Annotated in this window: 17 protein-coding genes; 3 read left to right on the forward strand and 14 right to left on the reverse strand. The window is 64.1% G+C overall.

Annotated elements, in window-relative coordinates; translation table 11 throughout:
- Window position 1: 1 nt before the first annotated feature.
- The 4 genes from ispG to ndk form a co-directional block, all read right to left on the reverse strand.
- Window positions 2-1330 (reverse strand): flavodoxin-dependent (E)-4-hydroxy-3-methylbut-2-enyl-diphosphate synthase, encoded by a 1329-nt coding sequence (gene ispG, locus AWB76_RS29970; RefSeq protein WP_061163731.1) that lies wholly within the window; start codon window positions 1328-1330, stop codon window positions 2-4.
- Between the two features lie 132 nt (window positions 1331-1462).
- Complete coding sequence (locus tag AWB76_RS29975; RefSeq protein ID WP_061163732.1) at window positions 1463-2611, reverse strand: RodZ domain-containing protein; 1149 nt, start codon at window positions 2609-2611, stop codon at window positions 1463-1465.
- Between the two features lie 144 nt (window positions 2612-2755).
- Entirely contained in the window at window positions 2756-3898 is a 1143-nt protein-coding gene (gene rlmN / locus AWB76_RS29980; protein ID WP_061163733.1) for a dual-specificity RNA methyltransferase RlmN, read from the reverse strand.
- A gap of 150 nt (window positions 3899-4048) precedes the next feature.
- Window positions 4049-4474, reverse strand: a complete 426-nt coding sequence (gene ndk / locus AWB76_RS29985) for a nucleoside-diphosphate kinase (protein WP_061163734.1) — start codon at window positions 4472-4474, stop codon at window positions 4049-4051.
- Between the two features lie 338 nt (window positions 4475-4812).
- Between ndk and AWB76_RS29990 the strand changes: the two genes are divergently transcribed.
- Entirely contained in the window at window positions 4813-5511 is a 699-nt protein-coding gene (locus AWB76_RS29990; protein ID WP_008349366.1) for a Bax inhibitor-1/YccA family protein, read from the forward strand.
- A gap of 91 nt (window positions 5512-5602) precedes the next feature.
- On the opposite strand, the gene rlmD is transcribed toward AWB76_RS29990, so the two are convergent.
- Genes rlmD through surE form a run of 6 tightly spaced genes read right to left on the reverse strand, consistent with a single transcriptional unit; the run spans window position 5603 to window position 11830 of the window.
- Window positions 5603-7018 carry a 23S rRNA (uracil(1939)-C(5))-methyltransferase RlmD gene (rlmD, locus tag AWB76_RS29995; RefSeq protein ID WP_061163735.1) on the reverse strand — a complete coding sequence of 472 codons (1416 nt, stop codon included), beginning with the start codon at window positions 7016-7018 and terminating at the stop codon, window positions 5603-5605.
- 59 nt (window positions 7019-7077) lie between these two features.
- Window positions 7078-7854: a 3'-5' exonuclease gene (locus AWB76_RS30000; RefSeq protein ID WP_061163736.1), complete on the reverse strand. Its 777-nt coding sequence runs from the start codon at window positions 7852-7854 to the stop codon at window positions 7078-7080.
- Between the two features lie 48 nt (window positions 7855-7902).
- The gene (gene rpoS / locus AWB76_RS30005) at window positions 7903-9000 is read right to left on the reverse strand and encodes an RNA polymerase sigma factor RpoS (RefSeq protein WP_061163737.1); all 1098 of its coding nucleotides are present in this window, start codon (window positions 8998-9000) and stop codon (window positions 7903-7905) included.
- A 12-nt stretch (window positions 9001-9012) separates the two neighbouring features.
- Window positions 9013-9978, reverse strand: coding sequence for a peptidoglycan DD-metalloendopeptidase family protein (locus AWB76_RS30010; RefSeq protein WP_061163738.1), 966 nt, complete (start codon window positions 9976-9978; stop codon window positions 9013-9015).
- A 5-nt stretch (window positions 9979-9983) separates the two neighbouring features.
- The gene (locus tag AWB76_RS30015) at window positions 9984-11075 is read right to left on the reverse strand and encodes a protein-L-isoaspartate(D-aspartate) O-methyltransferase (RefSeq protein ID WP_061163783.1); all 1092 of its coding nucleotides are present in this window, start codon (window positions 11073-11075) and stop codon (window positions 9984-9986) included.
- Window positions 11072-11830, reverse strand: a complete 759-nt coding sequence (gene surE, locus AWB76_RS30020) for a 5'/3'-nucleotidase SurE (RefSeq protein ID WP_061163739.1) — start codon at window positions 11828-11830, stop codon at window positions 11072-11074. The genes AWB76_RS30015 and surE overlap by 4 nt, the downstream gene beginning before the upstream one ends.
- 80 nt (window positions 11831-11910) lie before the next feature.
- Between surE and AWB76_RS30025 the strand changes: the two genes are divergently transcribed.
- Together AWB76_RS30025 and AWB76_RS30030 are read left to right on the forward strand one after the other, a co-directional pair.
- Window positions 11911-12885, forward strand: coding sequence for an NADPH:quinone oxidoreductase family protein (locus tag AWB76_RS30025; RefSeq protein ID WP_061163740.1), 975 nt, complete (start codon window positions 11911-11913; stop codon window positions 12883-12885).
- A 46-nt stretch (window positions 12886-12931) separates the two neighbouring features.
- Entirely contained in the window at window positions 12932-13918 is a 987-nt protein-coding gene (locus tag AWB76_RS30030; protein ID WP_061163741.1) for a glycosyltransferase, read from the forward strand.
- A gap of 10 nt (window positions 13919-13928) precedes the next feature.
- On the opposite strand, the gene AWB76_RS30035 is transcribed toward AWB76_RS30030, so the two are convergent.
- From AWB76_RS30035 to AWB76_RS30050, 4 genes are all read right to left on the reverse strand, one after another.
- The gene (locus AWB76_RS30035; protein ID WP_061163742.1) at window positions 13929-14912 is read right to left on the reverse strand and encodes a glycosyltransferase family 9 protein; all 984 of its coding nucleotides are present in this window, start codon (window positions 14910-14912) and stop codon (window positions 13929-13931) included.
- A 256-nt stretch (window positions 14913-15168) separates the two neighbouring features.
- A complete protein-coding gene (locus AWB76_RS30040; RefSeq protein WP_061163743.1) occupies window positions 15169-15993 on the reverse strand; it encodes an ABC transporter permease in 825 nt (274 codons plus the stop codon).
- A gap of 12 nt (window positions 15994-16005) precedes the next feature.
- On the reverse strand, window positions 16006-16836 hold the full coding sequence (locus AWB76_RS30045; protein WP_061163744.1) for an ABC transporter ATP-binding protein: 831 nt from the start codon (window positions 16834-16836) through the stop codon (window positions 16006-16008).
- Between the two features lie 3 nt (window positions 16837-16839).
- Complete coding sequence (locus AWB76_RS30050) at window positions 16840-17877, reverse strand: ABC transporter substrate-binding protein (RefSeq protein ID WP_061163745.1); 1038 nt, start codon at window positions 17875-17877, stop codon at window positions 16840-16842.
- Between the last annotated feature and the right edge of the window lie 11 nt (window positions 17878-17888).

A 17888-nucleotide genomic window follows, 5' to 3' on the forward strand; every position in this document is an offset into this window, starting at 1 on the left:
TTCAAAGGGTTGCGGTGGACGTCTCTTCGCGCTTGCCTGCTTCCTGCCCGTAGGTGCGCTCGACATAGTCGCTGACGATTTGCTGGAATTCCTCGGCGATGCGCTCGCCGCGCAGCGTCTTCACCTTCACGCCGTCGACGAAAACGGGCGCCGCCGGATTCTCGCCCGAACCCGGCAAGCTGATGCCGATGTTCGCGTGCTTCGATTCGCCCGGCCCGTTGACGATGCAGCCCATCACCGCGACGTGCATCTTCTCGACGCCGGGGTACTGGTCGCGCCACGTGGGCATCGAGCTGCGCAGATACGTCTGAATCTGCGACGCGAGCTCCTGGAACAGCGTGCTCGTCGTGCGGCCGCAGCCGGGGCACGCGATGACCATCGGCGTGAAGGAACGCAGGCCCATCGTCTGGAGGATTTCCTGGCCGACGACGACTTCGCCCGTGCGCGCGCCGCCCGGTTCCGGCGTGAGCGAGATGCGAATGGTGTCGCCGATGCCTTCCTGCAGCAGCACCGAAAGCGCCGCCGTCGATGCGACGATGCCCTTCGAGCCCATGCCCGCTTCGGTGAGACCCAAGTGCAGCGCGAAGCTGCAACGCTTCGCCAGTTCGCGGTACACGGCGATCAGATCCTGCACGCCGCTGACCTTGCACGACAGGATGATCTTGTCTCGGCCGAGACCGAGTTCGACCGCGCGTTCCGCCGAGCCGACCGCCGATTGAATCAGCGCCTCGTACATCACGCTTTGCAGTTCCCACGGATTCGAACGCGCGGCGTTTTCGTCCATCATGCGCGCGAGCAGGTCCTGGTCGAGACTGCCCCAGTTCACGCCGATGCGCACCGGCTTGTCATAGTTGATCGCGGCTTCGATCATCTGCGCGAATTGCGTGTCGCGCTTTGCGCCCTGGCCGACGTTGCCCGGATTGATGCGGTACTTCGACAGCGTCTCCGCGCACGCGGGATGGTCGCGCAGCAGCAGGTGGCCGTTGTAATGGAAATCGCCGACGAGCGGCACCGTCACGCCCATGCGGTCGAGCTGCTCGCGGATATGCGGCACGGCGGCCGCCGCTTCCGGCGTGTTCACCGTGATGCGCACGAGTTCGGAGCCCGCCTGCGCCAGTTCCTTGATCTGGATGGCGGTGCCGATGGCGTCGGCGGTGTCGGTGTTGGTCATCGACTGCACGCGCACCGGCGCGTCGCCGCCGATCGTCACGAGCTGACCGCCCCAGCGCACGTCGACGGCATGCGATGAACGGCGCGGCAACGGACCGCCGAAGACCGGCTCGGTCGAACAAATCTTGCTGCTGATCAGGGATTGAGCTTCGGATTGCATCGAAAAACCCTTTTGCAACCTTGCCGCCGATACGGCGCCGGGTTGCGTCTGTGGAACCTCAAACGGGCGTCACGGCCTGCACCGTGACGCCCTCGACTTGTCCGCCGCGCCGAACCGGTCGATCTCGCAAGCTCAGGGCAGCGAGAGTCGCGCGACGTTTCCGCGTGCGGATGAATAGCGCTTGGCATCGACGGGTTCGTCGTCGACCGACAAGGACTCGACGCCCTTCACGTTGCCGACGGTCACCTTGAACGGCGCCTCGCCTTCCACGCGCTGCGTGCTGCCCGCGTGAACGAGACCGGAGAACAGTTCCTTGCCGTCCTTGCCGCGCACGCTGAACCAGCTATCTTCCTTGACTTTCAATTCGATTGCACCCGAGCCGCTGCCCGCCACGGCCGGCGCGGATGCCGCCGCCGCAGTCGCGACAGCCGATGCAGCTTTCGCAGCCGACGCACCCTTCGCAGCCGATGCGGGCGCCGCCGCAGCCGGCGCGCTCGCGCCCTGCACCGCGGACAGCGTCGATGACGAAGCCGGCAGTGCATTCGTGCCGAGCGGACGCGGCATCGGCTGCTCGCCGGGCGCCGCCGCCACTTCGGGCAGCGACGCTTCGCCGGTGTTGGCCGCGGCGGCCTCGTCCGGCGTGGGCGCGGAAGTCGTGCCCGACGATTCGTTCGATCCCGCCGCCGGCGCGGACGTCGACGACAAGCCGAGGCCCGTCGCCGCCTTCAGTCGTGCGAGCCAGTTGCTCGAGTCGCCGCCGGTGTGCCACATCACGAGCGCAGCCAGCACGACGATGATTGCCAGCACGCCCCAGATCCACGAACGCTTGCGGCCCGACGAATTGCCGAGCGGCACCGACACGCGCGCGCGCGGCAGACCCGTGCCCGCCGACGCCGGAACCTTCAGATTCTGCTCGATGTCACCGCCGTCGCGCCGGAACGCCTGCGTGAACGGCGCGGGATCGGCACCCAGAATCTTCGCGTAACTACGCACGATGCCCGCCGCGAACGTGCGATCGGGCAAATGGCTTATATCGCCCGCTTCGAGCGCGAGCAGCTTCTGCGGCGACACCTTCAGGCGCGCGGAAACGTCGTCGATCGACCATGCTTTCGCCTGGCGGAGCTGCGCGAGACGCGCGCCAACCGCCTGTATCGAGTCCAGATTCCCCGTCTGACCCGGATTCGATGCCGCGCCTTCCGCACCGCCCTGAGCGTCATGATGACTGCCGGGCCGGTTATCGGAATGACTGCCAAAAGGCGTCGGGTGCTGCGGCTCACTCATGCCAAATTCCTCGTATCGATTCTTCTCTATAGCGCCATTGCGCCGTTCGGTTTCTAAAACCACGCGAACGATACAGCCGCAGCGCCATGGCAGACCGCTTTATAACAAAATGTTCGGTTTTTCGTACCGCATCCGGGCGGCGTGTCAGACCGCCCGAACTTCGATCGTCCTGCTTCCCGCACGGCCCATGCGCTCGGCAAGACGCGTGCGATCCTGCACCGCGCCCGCAAGCTGGCCACAGGCGGCGTCGATATCGTCGCCGCGCGTCTTGCGCACGGTGGTGACCACGCCCGCGTCCATCAGAACCTGCGCGAACCGCTTGATCTGTTCGTTCTTCGAGCGCGTCAGGCCCGATTCCGGGAACGGATTGAACGGGATCAGGTTGAATTTACACGGGACGTCGCGCGTCACGGCGAGCAGTTCATGCGCGTGCGCCTCGGTGTCGTTGACGCCGTCGAGCATGCAATATTCGAACGTGATGAAGTCGCGCGGCGCGACCTTCAGATAACGCTGGCACGCGGCCATCAGCTCGCGCAACGGGTACTTCTTGTTGAGCGGCACCAGCATGTCGCGCAGCGGATCGTTCGGCGCGTGCAGCGACACCGCGAGCGCCACCGGCAAATCGGCTGCGAGGCGGTCCATCATCGGCACGACGCCGGACGTGGACAAGGTCACGCGACGGCGCGACAGGCCGTAGGCGTTGTCGTCGAGCATCAGCCGCATGGCCGGCACGACGGCGTCGTAGTTGAGCATCGGCTCGCCCATGCCCATCATCACGACATTCGTCACGACGCGCTCGCCCTTGCCCGGCCCGCCGACTTCGCGCCCGAGCGACTTGCGCAGCGCGAACTCCGCCATGCGCAACTGGCCGATGATCTCGGCCGTCGTCAGGTTGCGGGAAAAGCCCTGCTTGCCGGTGGAACAGAACCGGCAGTTCACCGCGCAGCCCGCCTGCGACGACACGCACAGCGTGCCGCGCGTTTCTTCGGGGATGAACACGGTTTCGACCGCGTTGCCGTTACCGACGTCGATCAGCCACTTGCGGGTGCCGTCGGCGGAAACGTGGTCGCTAATGATGTCGGGCATCGCCATATTGGCGCGGCCCTTGAGTTTTTCGCGCAGCGATTTCGCGAGATCCGTCATGCCGTCGAAGTCTTCGGCACCGTACTGGTGGATCCAGCGCTGCAATTGCTTGGCGCGAAACGGCTTTTCGCCCAGGCTCGCGCAATACGCGGTGAGCCCGGCGGCGTCGAGATCGAGAAGATTGACGGTGGTGCTGCTCGTCATGTCAAGTCTGCCATTTCAGATTGCGAAGCCCGGAATCTGCTTCCCGGGACCGTTCGCGCCAATTCCTGCTTCTTGTCGTACCGCTTTTTATTGCGTCGAGGCGCGATGCACGCGATGACCGAAAGACCACCGCGGCTTACAACGCGAAAATTAACGCGAGTAGACGTTCACTTGCGGGAAGAAGAATGCAACTTCCTGCGCCGCCGTTTCCGCTGCGTCCGAACCGTGCACGGCGTTCGCGTCGATGCTGTCAGCGAAGTCGGCGCGGATCGTGCCCTTGTCCGCCTTCTTCGGATCGGTCGCGCCCATCAGGTCGCGGTTCTTCAGGATGGCGTTTTCGCCTTCCAGCACTTGAATCATGACCGGGCCCGAAATCATGAATTCGACGAGATCCTTGAAGAACGGACGTGCGGCGTGCACGGCGTAGAACTTCTCGGCGTCGGCGCGCGACAGGTGAACCATACGCGACGCAATGATCTTCAGACCTGCGTTCTCGAAACGGCTGTAGATCTGGCCGATAACGTTCTTTGCCACTGCGTCCGGCTTGATAATCGACAGGGTGCGCTCGATCGCCATGAAAAACTCCAAAAAATGAACGGTTTACGGATTAAAACGAATCGACAATTGTAGCACGAAGCAAGGTATGATTGCGATTGAAACCTTACGTCATCGTAAGGATCAAACCCTGCGAGGACTTGAGCGTCCGGACGGCCGAATTAGCCTTTCGATCTATTGAAATCGGCGCGCGGCGGGGCCATATTGGAACGAAACGTGGCATTGCAACGGGAACTGCACGAAGCAGCGGCATCAAAGCGGTTCTAATACTGGCTTAAGTCCGCGCACCTTATCATTCGTGTGTGACGGAAAAAGTCGCGGGAAGACCGAACGACAGACAATTGGAGCAAGGAGAAACCATGAACGAATCACCCTATAGCTTTGGCCGTAATGGCAGCGTCACCTCGGTCGAGGTGCGCAACCGCGTGCTGCGCAACACCTACTGGCTGCTCGCGCTGTCGATGGTGCCGACGGTGCTCGGCGCATGGGTCGGCGTCGCGACGGGCTTCTCGCTGTTCGCGGCCACCAGCCCGGCCATGAGCTTCATCGCGTTTCTCGCGATCGCGTTCGGTTTCATGTTCGCGATCGAGAAAACCAAGAACAGCGGCATGGGCGTGGTCGTCCTGCTCGGCTTCACGTTCTTCATGGGCCTGATGCTTTCGCGTCTGCTGAGCTTCATTCTCGGCTTCTCGAACGGGCCACAGCTGATCATGATGGCGTTCGGCGGCACGGGCGTGATCTTCGCGGCCATGGCGACCATCGCCACCGTCAGCAAGCGTGATTTCTCGGGCCTCGGCAAGTTCCTGTTCATGGGCGTGATCGTCATTCTGCTGGCCGCGTTCGCGAACATCTTCCTGCAACTGCCCGCGCTGATGATGACCATCTCCGTGCTCGCCATCGTGATCTTCTCGGCGTATATGCTGTTCGACGTGCAACGCGTGGTGAATGGCGGCGAGACGAACTACATCAGCGCCACGCTCGCAATCTACCTCGACCTGTACAACGTGTTCACGAACCTGCTGGCGCTGCTCGGCATCTTCGGCGGCAACCGCAACTGATCGGCGATCGGCGATCGGCGATTCGACGCGCTGAAACGAAAAACCGGCCTTCGGGCCGGTTTTTTTGTGCCTGCGATCGCCTGCCGCCGGATCAGTCGCGTTCGAACAACGCGATCGATTCGACGTGCGACGTGTGCGGGAACATGTTGACCACGCCCGCGCCCTTCATCCGGTAACCCGCTTCGTGCACGAGCAGGCCGGCATCGCGGGCGAGCGTCGCCGGATTGCACGACACATAGACGATGCGCTCCGGCAACGGTCCGTCGCCGCTCTGGGCGATGTCCGCCAGCGCCTTACACACGGCAAGCGCGCCTTCGCGCGGCGGATCGATGAGGAATTTGTCGAAGGGGCCGAGCGCGCGCAGGTCGTCGGCGGTGACTTCGAAGAGATTTCGGCACGCGAACGACGTGTGGCCATCGACGCCATTTGCCTTCGCATTCTCCAGCGCGCGGGCCGTCAGCGCCTGGCTGCCTTCGATCCCCACCACTTCGCGCGACACGCGCGCGAGCGGCAGCGTGAAATTGCCGATGCCGCAAAACAGATCCAGCACGCGATCGGTTTTCTCCGGTGCGAGCAGGCTAAGCGCCCGGCTCACCAGCACGCGATTGATCTGGTGATTGACCTGCGTGAAATCCGTCGGCTTGAACGGCATGCGGATATTGAATTCCGGCAGCGTGTAAGCCAGTTCGCTATCGAGAGGGTAGAACTGATAAACCGTGTCCGGACCCTTCGGCTGGAGCCACCACTGCACGCCGTGTTCGTCGGCGAACGTGCGCAGGAGCGCTTCGTCGGCTTCGGTCAGCGGCTCCAGAATGCGCAGCACGAGCGCCGTCATATCCGAACCGACCGCCAGCTCGATCTGCGGCATGCGATCGCGGATCGACAGCCCCGCCACGAGATGGCGCAGCGGCACGAGCATCGCGGAAACGTGCGGCGGAAGCACTTCGCAGCTCGTCATGTCGGCGACATAGCTACTTTTGCGCTCGTGGAAACCGACCAGCACGCCGCCCTTCTTCTCGACGTGCCGCACGGTCAGCCGCGCGCGATAACGGTATCCCCACGACGGCCCGTGAATCGGCCGGAACATGGTCTCCGCGCGCAGTTTCGACAGATGCTGCAGGTTGTCCTCGAGCACGCGCTGCTTCACGGCGATCTGCGCGCGCACGTCGAGATGCTGCATGGAGCAGCCGCCGCAAATGCCGAAAAACTGGCACTTCGGCTTCGCGCGGATCACGCTTTCGCGCAGCACGCTCACCACTTGCGCCTGCTCGAAGCTCGGCTTCTTGCGATAGCTCGAATAGCTCACCCGTTCGCCGGGCAGCGCGCCCTCGACGAAGATGACCTTGCCCGGCTCACCGTCCTCGTTGACCGTGCGGCCGACGCCGCGCGCTTCCATATCGAGCGACTCGATTTCGATCTCGGGCGCGACGAAGTTCGGATCGGGCGTGACGGATTTCGCCGGCGCGGCGCAGCGGCGATGCGTAGTTTTTCGAGCGGCTTCGGACACCTGCGTACTTCCTGACTTTTCGTGGGGCAAAGGCGAGATTGTAGACGAACGTCACGCGCTCATTTGGCGAACGCCGCCAGATATTGCGCCCAGTGCGGCGACGTTTCCTGCGCGAGCGCGTTCTTCACGAAGTTGATTTCGTCGGCGTACTCGTCGGGCGTGAAACCGCCGCGCATCATCTGGAAACGGCAGTACATCAGATACGTGTTGACGACATCAGTCTCGCAATAGTTGCGGATTTCGTCGATATGACCGTCGCAATACGCGTCCCAGACCTTGCCGCCGTCCATGCCGAGCTTGCCGGGAAACCCGCACAGCTTCGCGAGCGCGTCGAGCGGGGCGTTGGCGCGCGCCTGATACATCGCGAGCACGTCCATCAGGTCGATGTGCCGCATATGGTAGCGGCTGATGTAATTGTTGAACTTGAACTCGCGATCGTCCTGGCCGAGATCCCAGTAGCGCGGCGCGGCGATGCCGTGCACGAGCGCCCGGTAATGGAGCACGGGCAGATCGAAGCCGCCGCCGTTCCACGACACGAGCTGCGGCGTGTATTTCTCGATCACGCGATAAAACGACTGAATCAGCGCGGCTTCGCGGTCGGCGGTCGTGCCGAGCGAGCGCACGCGAAAGCCGGTGTTGTCGCGAAACACGCAGGAAATCGCCGCGACGCGCTGCAGATGATGCGGCAGAAAGTCATTGCCGACGCGCTCGCGGCGCGCTTCGAACGCATGTTCGGCAACCTCGCGGTCGGAGAGATCGTCGGGCAAATCTTCGAGACGGCGAATGCCGTCGACATCGGGAATGGTCTCGATATCGAAAACGAGAATCGGTGTCATTGAATCCTGAAACGCGACGCCCCGAACCTGCGAGGCGTCGCATAAGCGTTAAAGCACGGCGTCCTTGCGAACGCCGTTGGATGCGAAAAAGCGTTTGAGCCGCACGAGCGCCTCCTGCTGGATCTGGCGCACGCGTTCGCGCGTGAGACCCATTTCGTCGGCGAGCTCTTCGAGCGTCGCGGGCTCGATATGGTTCAGCCCGAAACGCCGTTCGATTACGTGCCGGTGTTTGTCGGACAGACGCGACAGCCACAGCCGCGTGAGCGACTCCAGTTCGCGATGCTGCACTTCCGCGTCCGGCGACTGGCTCTGGTCGTCCGAAAGCAGATCGAGCAGGCTGCTGCCCGGATCGAGGTCGAGCGGCGCGTCGAGCGAAGCCGTGTGCTCGTTGAGCGCGAGGATATCGGTGACTTCCTCGGGCGTCTTGCCGGTGAGATACGCAATATCGTCGATGCTCGCGTCGCGGCGCTCGGGCGCAACGCTGTCGTTCGAATTGGCGGAATTTTTTTCCAGATGACGCTTCGCCCGCAGCACCTGATTCAGTTCGCGGATCACGTGCACCGGCAGACGCACCGTGCGCGCCTGATTCATGATTGCGCGCTCGATGCTCTGGCGAATCCACCAGGTGGCGTAGGTCGAAAACCGGAAGCCGCGCGTCGGATCGAATTTCTCGATGGCGTGCATGAGGCCGAGATTGCCTTCCTCGATCAGATCGAGCAAAGGCACGCCGCGATTGAGATAACCCTTCGCGATGCTGACGACGAGCCGCAGATTGCGCTCGATCATGACCTGCCGCGCGTCGAATTCGCCCGCCTTCGCGAGCCGCGAATAACGCTGCTCTTCCTCGACGGTCAATAGCGGCTTCACGCTGATGCGGTTCAGGTAATGCTGGATGGTGTCGGCCGTGAGTTCGGCCTGCAGAATCGAGCGGAAATCGTCGGCGTCCGGCGCGGAATCGTTTGCGCCTTCGCCTGCTTCCTCGCGGCTTTTTTCGCGACTGCCGCCCTCTTCCTCTGAATCGACGTCGACATCGACGTTGTCGATCTCTTCATCCTGGGTCGAAGCACCGTCTTCCACCGACACTTGCAAAGGTCGGCTGATCGACTCAGTCTCGGCTTGCGGCAGGCGGCGCTTCGTTTTTGGCATGATGGTTTCGCTTTATTGCGGCGGCAAATACTTCAGTGGGTCAACAGGTTTTCCCTGCCGGCGAACTTCGAAATGCAACATCACGCGGTCCGAATCGCTGTTCCCCATCTCAGCGATCTTCTGCCCTTTAGTTACCGCGTCCCCCTCTTTTACCATCAAAGCACGGTTATGTGCGTACGCCGTAAGAAAAGTCGCGTCGTGTTTGATGATAATGAGATTGCCATAGCCGCGCAGCCCATTTCCGGAGTAAACCACTCGGCCATCCGCCGATGCGTTCACCGGATCTCCCGCCGCACCGCCAATATTCAAACCCTTGTTCTTCGCGTCGTCGAACGTGCCGATGATCGGACCGCGCGCCGGCCAGATGAACGCAGGCTGCGCAGCGGCCGCGGTCGCGTTCGCATCCGCGCCAGGCACGCCCGGAGCACCCGGCGCCGATGCCATGCCCGCTGCCGCGCCGGCCGTTCCGGGCGCCGCGCCCATGCCGGAATTCGCGCCGTAGTACGGCGGCTGCGCAGTCGCGCCCGGCTGCGGGCTCGCGTACGCGTTCGCGCCGTTCAACGGCTGCGTCTGCACGCCGCCGCCCACGATCGGCGCGGTCGCCACACCGGGCGTGGCCGCCGCGACGTTCGCGCCCGGCGGCGCCACGCGCATCAACTGACCGACTTCGATCTGATTCGGGTTGGTCAGGTTGTTCCACGCCGCGATGTCGTGATAATTCTGACCGTTTTCCAGTGCGATCCGATATAGGGTGTCGCCCGGCTTCACACGGTAATAGCCCGGCGGCGGCGGGCCGTTGTCCGGCGTCTGCGCCCCCGTCGTGCCGATGGGCGCGCCCGTTCTGTCGACGACCGGCGCCATGTCCATGCGCGTCGAACACGCCGCCAGCGCGGACAACGCCAGCACGCACACGCCGCGCTGCGCCGCGCTCAAGGACAGGTCCGCACTTCCATCTCGCAAAGCACGCAGGATACTCATCGGTGTCAAATCACTCCGGATTTTAAGGGTACAAAGAAAACGCGATCGAGCTGCTCTTCCCGCCAGTGCGTCGCCGACACACGCGTGACGAGCGTCAGCACCTGCGACTGCGCGGCCTGCGATCCGACCGGCGCGACAAGCTTGCCGCCCACCGCCAGTTGATCGAGCAAGGCCTGCGGCACGTCGAGGCCCGCGCACGCGATCACGATCGCGTCGAACGGCGCGGCCGCGGGCAAGCCGAGGCGGCCATCGCCGTAATGCAGCCGGATGTTCGGCACACGCAACGGCCGAAGATTGAGCTTTGCGCGCTCCGACAACGGACGCACGCGTTCGATCGAATAAACCTCAGTGGCAACTTGCGACAGCACCGCCGCCTGATAGCCACAGCCGGTGCCGATCTCCAGCACCTTGTTCAATACGCGTCCCGTCGCGACCAGCTCGATCATGCGCGCGACGACCGACGGCTTCGAGATGGTCTGGTGATGACCGATCGGCAGCGCGGCGTCTTCATAAGCCTGCGCGGCGAGCCCCGGATCGACGAACATGTGGCGCGGCACGACGGACATGGCGTTCAGCACGCGCGGATCGGTGATGCCGTTCGATCGCAGGCGTTCGACCATGCGCTCGCGCACCCGTTCCGACGTCAGCGTCTGCGTGCTCGCGAGCGCGACATTGGGCGCGCCTTTTTTCGTCGCGGTCGAAGCGGCGTTCGAATCACGCTCGGCGGTCCTCGGCGCGGTGCGCAATGCGCTCGTGCGCGGCGCATGCGCCGAATGATGCGTCTGCGCCGCGCTCTTGCTCGCGGACGGAACCGGTTTCGCTGCGTTAATTGCAGTCTTCGCGCCGGAACGCGCGGGAAAAACCGACGTGGCCGGCTTCGCGGACGCCGCGGCCGTCGCGGGATTTTTCATCGTCGCGTTGGCCGCGCGCGATGTCGATGATCCGGCAGGCTTCGCTGGCTGCGGCGTCGCGGGCTTGAGCGCGGCGACGGCGGCTTGCTTGCCGCGCGAATCCTGCGGGCGCGCCGCGGGCTTGCGCGGCTCGCGAACCAGATCCGCGAGCGCCAGCGGAAAGCGCTTGGCGCGCTCGTCGCTCATGTGCGAGCGCTCCCGGCGCGCGCCCATTCGCGCGTCTCGGCCATGAGCTTCGTATGAGTCAGATCGAGCTGCAGCGGCGTGATCGACACGAAGCCGTTCGCGACCGCATGAAAGTCCGTGCCTTCGCTCGCGTCGAGCGCGTCGCCCGACGGGCCGATCCAGTAGATCGGGTTGCCGCGCGGATCGGTTTGCCGGATCACAGGCTGCGACGGATGGCGCTTGCCGAGGCGCGTCACTTTCCATTCACGCAGTTGATCGTAAGGCAGGCTCGGGATGTTCACGTTCAGCAACGGATGGCCCGGCATCGGATGTTCGAGGAAATGCGCGACGATCTCGGCCGCGACGCGCGCGGCGTCGTCAAGATGAAGCCAGTCGCGTCCGACGAGCGAGAACGCGATCGCCGGGATGCCGAACATGAAGCCTTCGGTGGCGGCCGCGACCGTGCCCGAGTACAGCGTGTCTTCGCCGACGTTCTGGCCATTGTTGATGCCCGACACGACGAGATCGGGCTGCTGCTCGAGCATGCCCGTGAGCGCGATGTGCACGGAATCGGTCGGCGTACCGTTCACGAAATTGAAACCGTTCGGCGCCTGATGAACGCTCAGGGGCCGCGACAGCGTGAGCGAGTTGGACGAGCCGCTGCAGTTCTGCTCGGGCGCCATCACCGTCACTTCGCCGAGCGGCTGCAGGACGTCGTGCAGCACATTGATGCCGCGCGCCAGATAACCGTCGTCGTTGCTGAGTAGGATTCGCATCCGGCGATTGTAACCGAGGAAAGTGGCGCGACGACGACTCGAACTGCCATACACTGAGCCCAGTTCAACGAGGAGAAACCATGCGCGCCGTACGATGCAACGAACACGGATTGCCCGACACGCTTTCGATCGAAACGCTGCCCGACCTGCATCCGGAAGCAGGCGAAGTCGTCATCGACGTCAAAGCAGCAAGCGTGAATTTCCCCGACGTGCTCATCATCCAGAACAAATATCAGTTCAAGCCGCCGTTGCCGTTCACGCCCGGCGCGGAGTTCGCGGGCATCGTGCGCGAAGTCGGCGCTGGTGTCACGCGTCTCGCGCCCGGCATGCGCGTGGCCGCCTACACCGCACAAGGCGCGTTCGCGGAACAGGCGCGCGCGAAGGCGACGGATTGCATCGTGTTGCCCGATGACGTCGATCTCGCCGATGCCGCCGCGTTCACGCTCGCCTACGGCACGTCGTATCACGCGCTCGTCGATCGCGGCGCGCTCAAGGCCGGCGACACGCTGCTCGTGCTCGGCGCGGCGGGTGGCGTCGGCATCGCGGCGATCCAGATCGGCAAGATCATCGGTGCGCGCGTGATCGCGGCGGCGTCGAGTGCGGAGAAGCTCGCGTTCTGCCGCGAACATGGCGCCGATGAAGTCATCGACTATGCGCGCGAAGATCTGCGCGAGCGCATCAAGGCGCTGACCGGCGGCAACGGGCCGGATGTCGTTTTCGATCCCGTCGGCGGTGCGTATGCGGAACCGGTGTTTCGCAGTATCGGCTGGCGGGGGCGGTATCTCGTCGTCGGCTTCGCGAATGGCGAGATTCCGAAGCTGCCGCTCAATCTCGCGCTGCTGAAAGGCGCGAGCATCGTCGGCGTGTTCTGGGGCGGCCACATGCAGCGCGAGCACGCGCTCGCCGATCAGGAATTCGCGACGATGGTCGACTGGATCAAGTCAGGCACGCTGCGGCCGGTCGTCACGAAACGTTATTCGCTCGACGAAACCCCGCAAGCCCTCGACGACATGATGAATCGCCGCGTGACCGGCAAGATCGTGATCGAGCCGTAACGCGGACTGCTACCATCGCGCCCTTTCAGACTTCCTTCGAATCGAGATGACGAGCACACGCCCCGACGTCAGCGTCATCGTGCCGGTCTACAACTGCGAGGCGTGGATCGACGCGCTGCTGCGCTCGGTGCTCGATCAGGCAGGCGTCGATCTCGAAATCATCGCGATCTGTGACGGCGCGACGGACGGCAGCCTCGCCGTGCTCGAATCGATGGCGGCGCGCGATGCGCGCATCCGCGTCGTGGCGCAGGACAATCGCGGCGTATCGGCGACGCGCAATGCCGGGCTGACGCTCGCGCGCGGCGAATGGATCGCGTTCGCGGACGGCGACGACTGGATGAAGCCCGGCGCGCTGCGCACGTGGATCGACTACGGCCGCCGGCATGAACTCGATGTCGTGATCGGCAACGGCTTCAGCTTCGAAGCCCTGCCGCCGCCCGCCGATCCGCAACCGATGTACGAACGCCAGCCGTGGGGCGAAATCTGCGACGGCGCGACGTGGCTCAAGCGCACCGTGCCGAACGACGACTGGGTCGTCTGCGTCTGGCTGCAATGCGTGCGACGCGATTTCGTCGCAAAGCACGGACTGCGCTTCGAGGAAGGCGTCGTGCACGAGGACATCATCTGGGCATTGCAGACCGGACTGCGCGCGCAACGCGTCGGCTTCGTGCGCGAAGCTTTCTATGGCTATCGGCGCAATCCGGCATCGATCACGAATTCGCCTTCGCATGCCGCCGTCGCGCGCCGCGCCGCCGGTTATCTGCGCGTGATCGACGCGCTCGTGACCGCCGCGCTCGATCCGCAGACCGATCGGACGCTGAGCCGGATTCTGCTGCGCCAGGCCAACCGCGAGAGCGGTCATCTGTTGCACGTGCTGCGAAAGCGTCTGAACGACGACGAACTGCGCAAGCCTTTCGCGCGGCAGTTCCTGCAATCGGGGTATGTCCGCGTGATGCTGAAGGGCGCGACCAATGCCAGCGAAATGTGGCGCGCGCTTCGCTGCTGGCGCGTCTATTCGCGCTTCGCGGCGTAGACGGGTCCGGTCAGAAGCGCCGCGATTGCGCGCCGGGCAGCATGCCGATGCGCGCGGCGTGTGTCGCCTGCGTGGATGCGGCATCGCCGAAATCGGCCGCCGCGTAGTGATGCAACGCGCGCGCATGCTTGCCGTGCAGCGTCTGAAACGCCGACGTCACACGGCGCACGGTGAGCAGACGTTGCCACAGCCGTTCGCGAAGCCCGCCGAAGGGCAGCAACGACGGCGGCAACACGACCGCGCCCGGACCCCAGCCCGGACGCCACGAGCGCGCGAGACCCTGACGCATGAACAGCGACAACGTGGGCACGCCGATGCAGGACGCGAGATGCCCGAGACCGGAATCGTTGCCGATGAACCACGACGACTCCGCGATCCACGCCGCGACTTCGCTCAGTTGCGGCAGCGCGTTGACCTCACACCCTTCCTGCGCGATATCGCTCCAGACGCTGAACTCGGCCGGCGCGACGAGAAAGCTCGGCTGCAACCGGCGACGCGAGAGCACACGCGAGAGCGCCAGAAACTTCTTGCGGCTCCACATCTTTTCGGGATGACTGCCGGTCGGATGAATCACGACGCGATTATCGAACCGCCCGCGCATGACGCCGGCCGGCACGACGAGGCCGTTTTCGCGCGTGACATCGGAGAGGCCCAGCACGTTGCTCGCGATATCGACGATACGGTCCACCATGTGCTTCGAGCCGCCGTATTCCGGCAGCGCCGCGAGGCAGAGCGTCTTGCCCGAGCGGCTCAATGCCGATGCGTAATCGGTCGGGCGAAGCTCGATCACCGTGTCGAAAGCGCGCTGCCAGGCGTCGGGACGCCCTACCGTCACCTGCGGAAACCAGTCGGCGAGCTGCTCCGCGACCCAGCCGAACACGACGGGGCGATATCCATTGCGGATGAGATTGTCGACGAGGACAAGCCCGATGAGGCTGTCGCCGATCGGCGATGGCAATACCACCGCAATCGAACCGCCAGTTCGCAGTTTCATTGTTGGTCTCGCGGGAACGGACGCCGCGCAGATGGCGCGCATGGTGTCCGGCTGCAGAGTGTCGCGCGATTTGCGTTACGACTTGATGTGCCTGCGGCGTCCGTTCACCCGAATCACGGCCGGCCTGTTGCCGCCAGCCGCGGGACGCCTGTCCAGCTCAGCATGATAGCGATGTCGACGATGCCGTGCCAGAACGGTTAATCCGAAATCGGTCTGGCACGGTTTGCGGCGCGTTATCGGGCGCGCGCCGGTGCCATTAAAGCTTCTCGGTCTCGCCGCTCTTCGGCTGCCACTTCATGAGCCTGCGCTCGACCAGCGCGACGATGCCATCGAGCACCAGCGCGAACGCGGTCAGCACGAGAATGCCCGCGAACACCGTGTTGATATCGAAGGTGCCTTCGGCCTGCAGAATCAGATAACCGACGCCACGCGCCGAGCCGAGATATTCGCCGACCACCGAGCCGACGAACGCCAGTCCCACCGACGTATGCAGACTGGAAAACACCCAGCTCGTCGCGCTCGGCAGATAGACGTGCCGCAGCAATTGCTTGCGATTCGCACCGAGCATGCGCGCGTTCGCGAGCACGACCGGACTGACTTCCTTCACGCCCTGATACACGTTGAAGAACACGATGAAAAACACGAGCGTCACGCCCAGCGCGACCTTCGACCAGATGCCGAGGCCGAACCACACCGCGAAGATCGGCGCGAGAATCACGCGCGGCATCGAATTGGCCGCCTTGATGTAGGGATCGAGGAGCGCGCTCGTCGTCGGCGCGAGCGCGAGCCAGAGTCCGACGCCCAGTCCCGTCACCGTGCCGATGACGAACGCCAGCACCGTCTCGATCAGCGTCACCCACAGATGGATGTAGATCTCGCCGCCTGTGAACCACTCCCAGATGCGCACGAGCACTTTCTGCGGCTCGCCGAAAAAGAACGCGGCCTTGTCGGCGTCGTCGAAATAGAAAGGCGGCAGGAGCGTCGGGCTCGTCAGCACGTACCACAGCACGAAGCACGCGAGCAGCAACAGCCATTGCCACACGATGAGATTCGCTCGATTCGGGCGCAGCTTGTTCCACATGGTCGTATCGTCTTATTCGGCGGCGGCGGGCTTCAGCTGCTGCTGATAGCCCTTCAACACTTCCTCGCGCAGCACGCCCCAGATCTGCGCGTGCAGTTCGACGAAGCGTGGATGCGAGCGGATCTCGGCGACATCGCGCGGGCGCGGCAGATCGATCACGAATTCGCCGATCGGATGCGTACCGGGTCCGGCCGCCAGCACGACGACGCGGTCGGACAGCGAAATCGCCTCGTCCAGATCGTGCGTGATGAAGAGCACGGCCTTACGCTTCGCGGCCCACAGATCGAGCAGCTCGTTTTCCATCAGCTGACGGGTCTGGATGTCGAGCGCGGAGAACGGCTCGTCCATCAGGATGATGTCGGGATCGAGGATGAGCGTCTGCGCCATCGCGACGCGCTTTCTCATGCCGCCCGACAATTGATGCGGATAGCGATCGCCGAAGCCGCCGAGACCCACGCGCTTCAGCCATTCCTCGCCGCGCTTGCCGGCTTCGGCCTTCGGCACGCCCTGAAACGCGAGGCCGGCCGTCACGTTGTCGAGCGCGCTGCGCCACGGCATCAGACCGTCGGCCTGGAACATGTAGCCCGCGCGCCGGTTGATGCCCTTCAGCTTCTCGCCGAAGACGCTCACCGTCCCCGACGATGGCTCGAGCAGCCCCGCCGACACGTTGAGCAACGTCGACTTGCCGCAGCCGGTCGGCCCGACCACGGACACGAATTCGCCCGGCGCGATCGCGAGCGTCGTATCGCGGACCGCCGTATAGCGATCACGGCGATTCTCGCGCGACGCGAACGTGCAGGTGACATCCGCGAGTTCGAGCGCATATTTCGATGGCGACGGCATCGATCAGACCTTGACCGTAGCGAGCGCCTTCTTGACGAAGTCGTTGGTCCAGGCCTTCGACAGGTCGATCGGCTTGCCCTTCACCGTTTCGTCGAAGGCCTGAAGCGTCTTGAGCGACGTCGCGGGACCATCGGCGGGCATCAGGCCATCGGGCGACAGCGCCTCTTTCACGTGCTGCCACGAATCGAGATACAGCGCGCGATCGCCGAGCAGATAGCTTTCCGGCACCGTCGAAATGAGGTCCTTGCCCGACGCCGTCTGCAGCCACTTCAGCGCGCGGACCATCGCGTTGGTGAGCGCCTGCGTCGTGTTGGGATTCTTCGTGATGAAGCTCTGCGACGCGTACAGGCATCCCGCCGGCATGTTGCCGCCGAACACCTTGACGGTATCGGCGAGCGTGCGCGTGTCCGACACAATGCGGATATCGCCCGCGCGATCGAGCTTGGTCATCACCGGATCGAGATTGGCGATGGCGTCGATCTGGCCGGATTGCAGCGCGGCGATTGCGCCCGCGCCCGCGCCGACGCCGATGAACGACACATCGGTCGCCTTCAGCCCGGCCTGCGCGAGCACGAAGCTCGCCATGATCGACGTCGACGAACCCGGCGCCGTCACGCCGATTTTCTTGCCCTTCAGGTCCGCGACCGACTTGTAGTTCGGCATCGCCTTCTTCGACACGGCAAGCACGATCTGCGGCGCGCGCCCTTGCAGCACGAATTCGCGGAAGTACTGATTCTTCGCCTGGAGCAGCAACGTGTGCTCGAACGCGCCGGACACGACATCCGCGCTGCCGCCGACCGCCGCCTGCAGCGCCTTCGCGCCGCCCGCGAAATCGGCGATTTCGATGTCGAGCCCTTCGTCCTTGAAATAGTTGCGACGCTCCGCGATCGTGAGCGGCAGATAGTAGAAGAGATTCTTGCCGCCGACCGCAATGGATACCTTGGTCTGCTCCAGCTTGCTCTGCCCGAACGCGAGCGGCATGCCCGACATGGCCCCGCCCGCGAGCACGGCGCCGCTCGCGATGAACGTTCTGCGTTTCATCGTTGTGTGTC

This window comes from Caballeronia temeraria (assembly GCF_001544795.2).
Lineage (GTDB): Bacteria > Pseudomonadota > Gammaproteobacteria > Burkholderiales > Burkholderiaceae > Caballeronia > Caballeronia temeraria.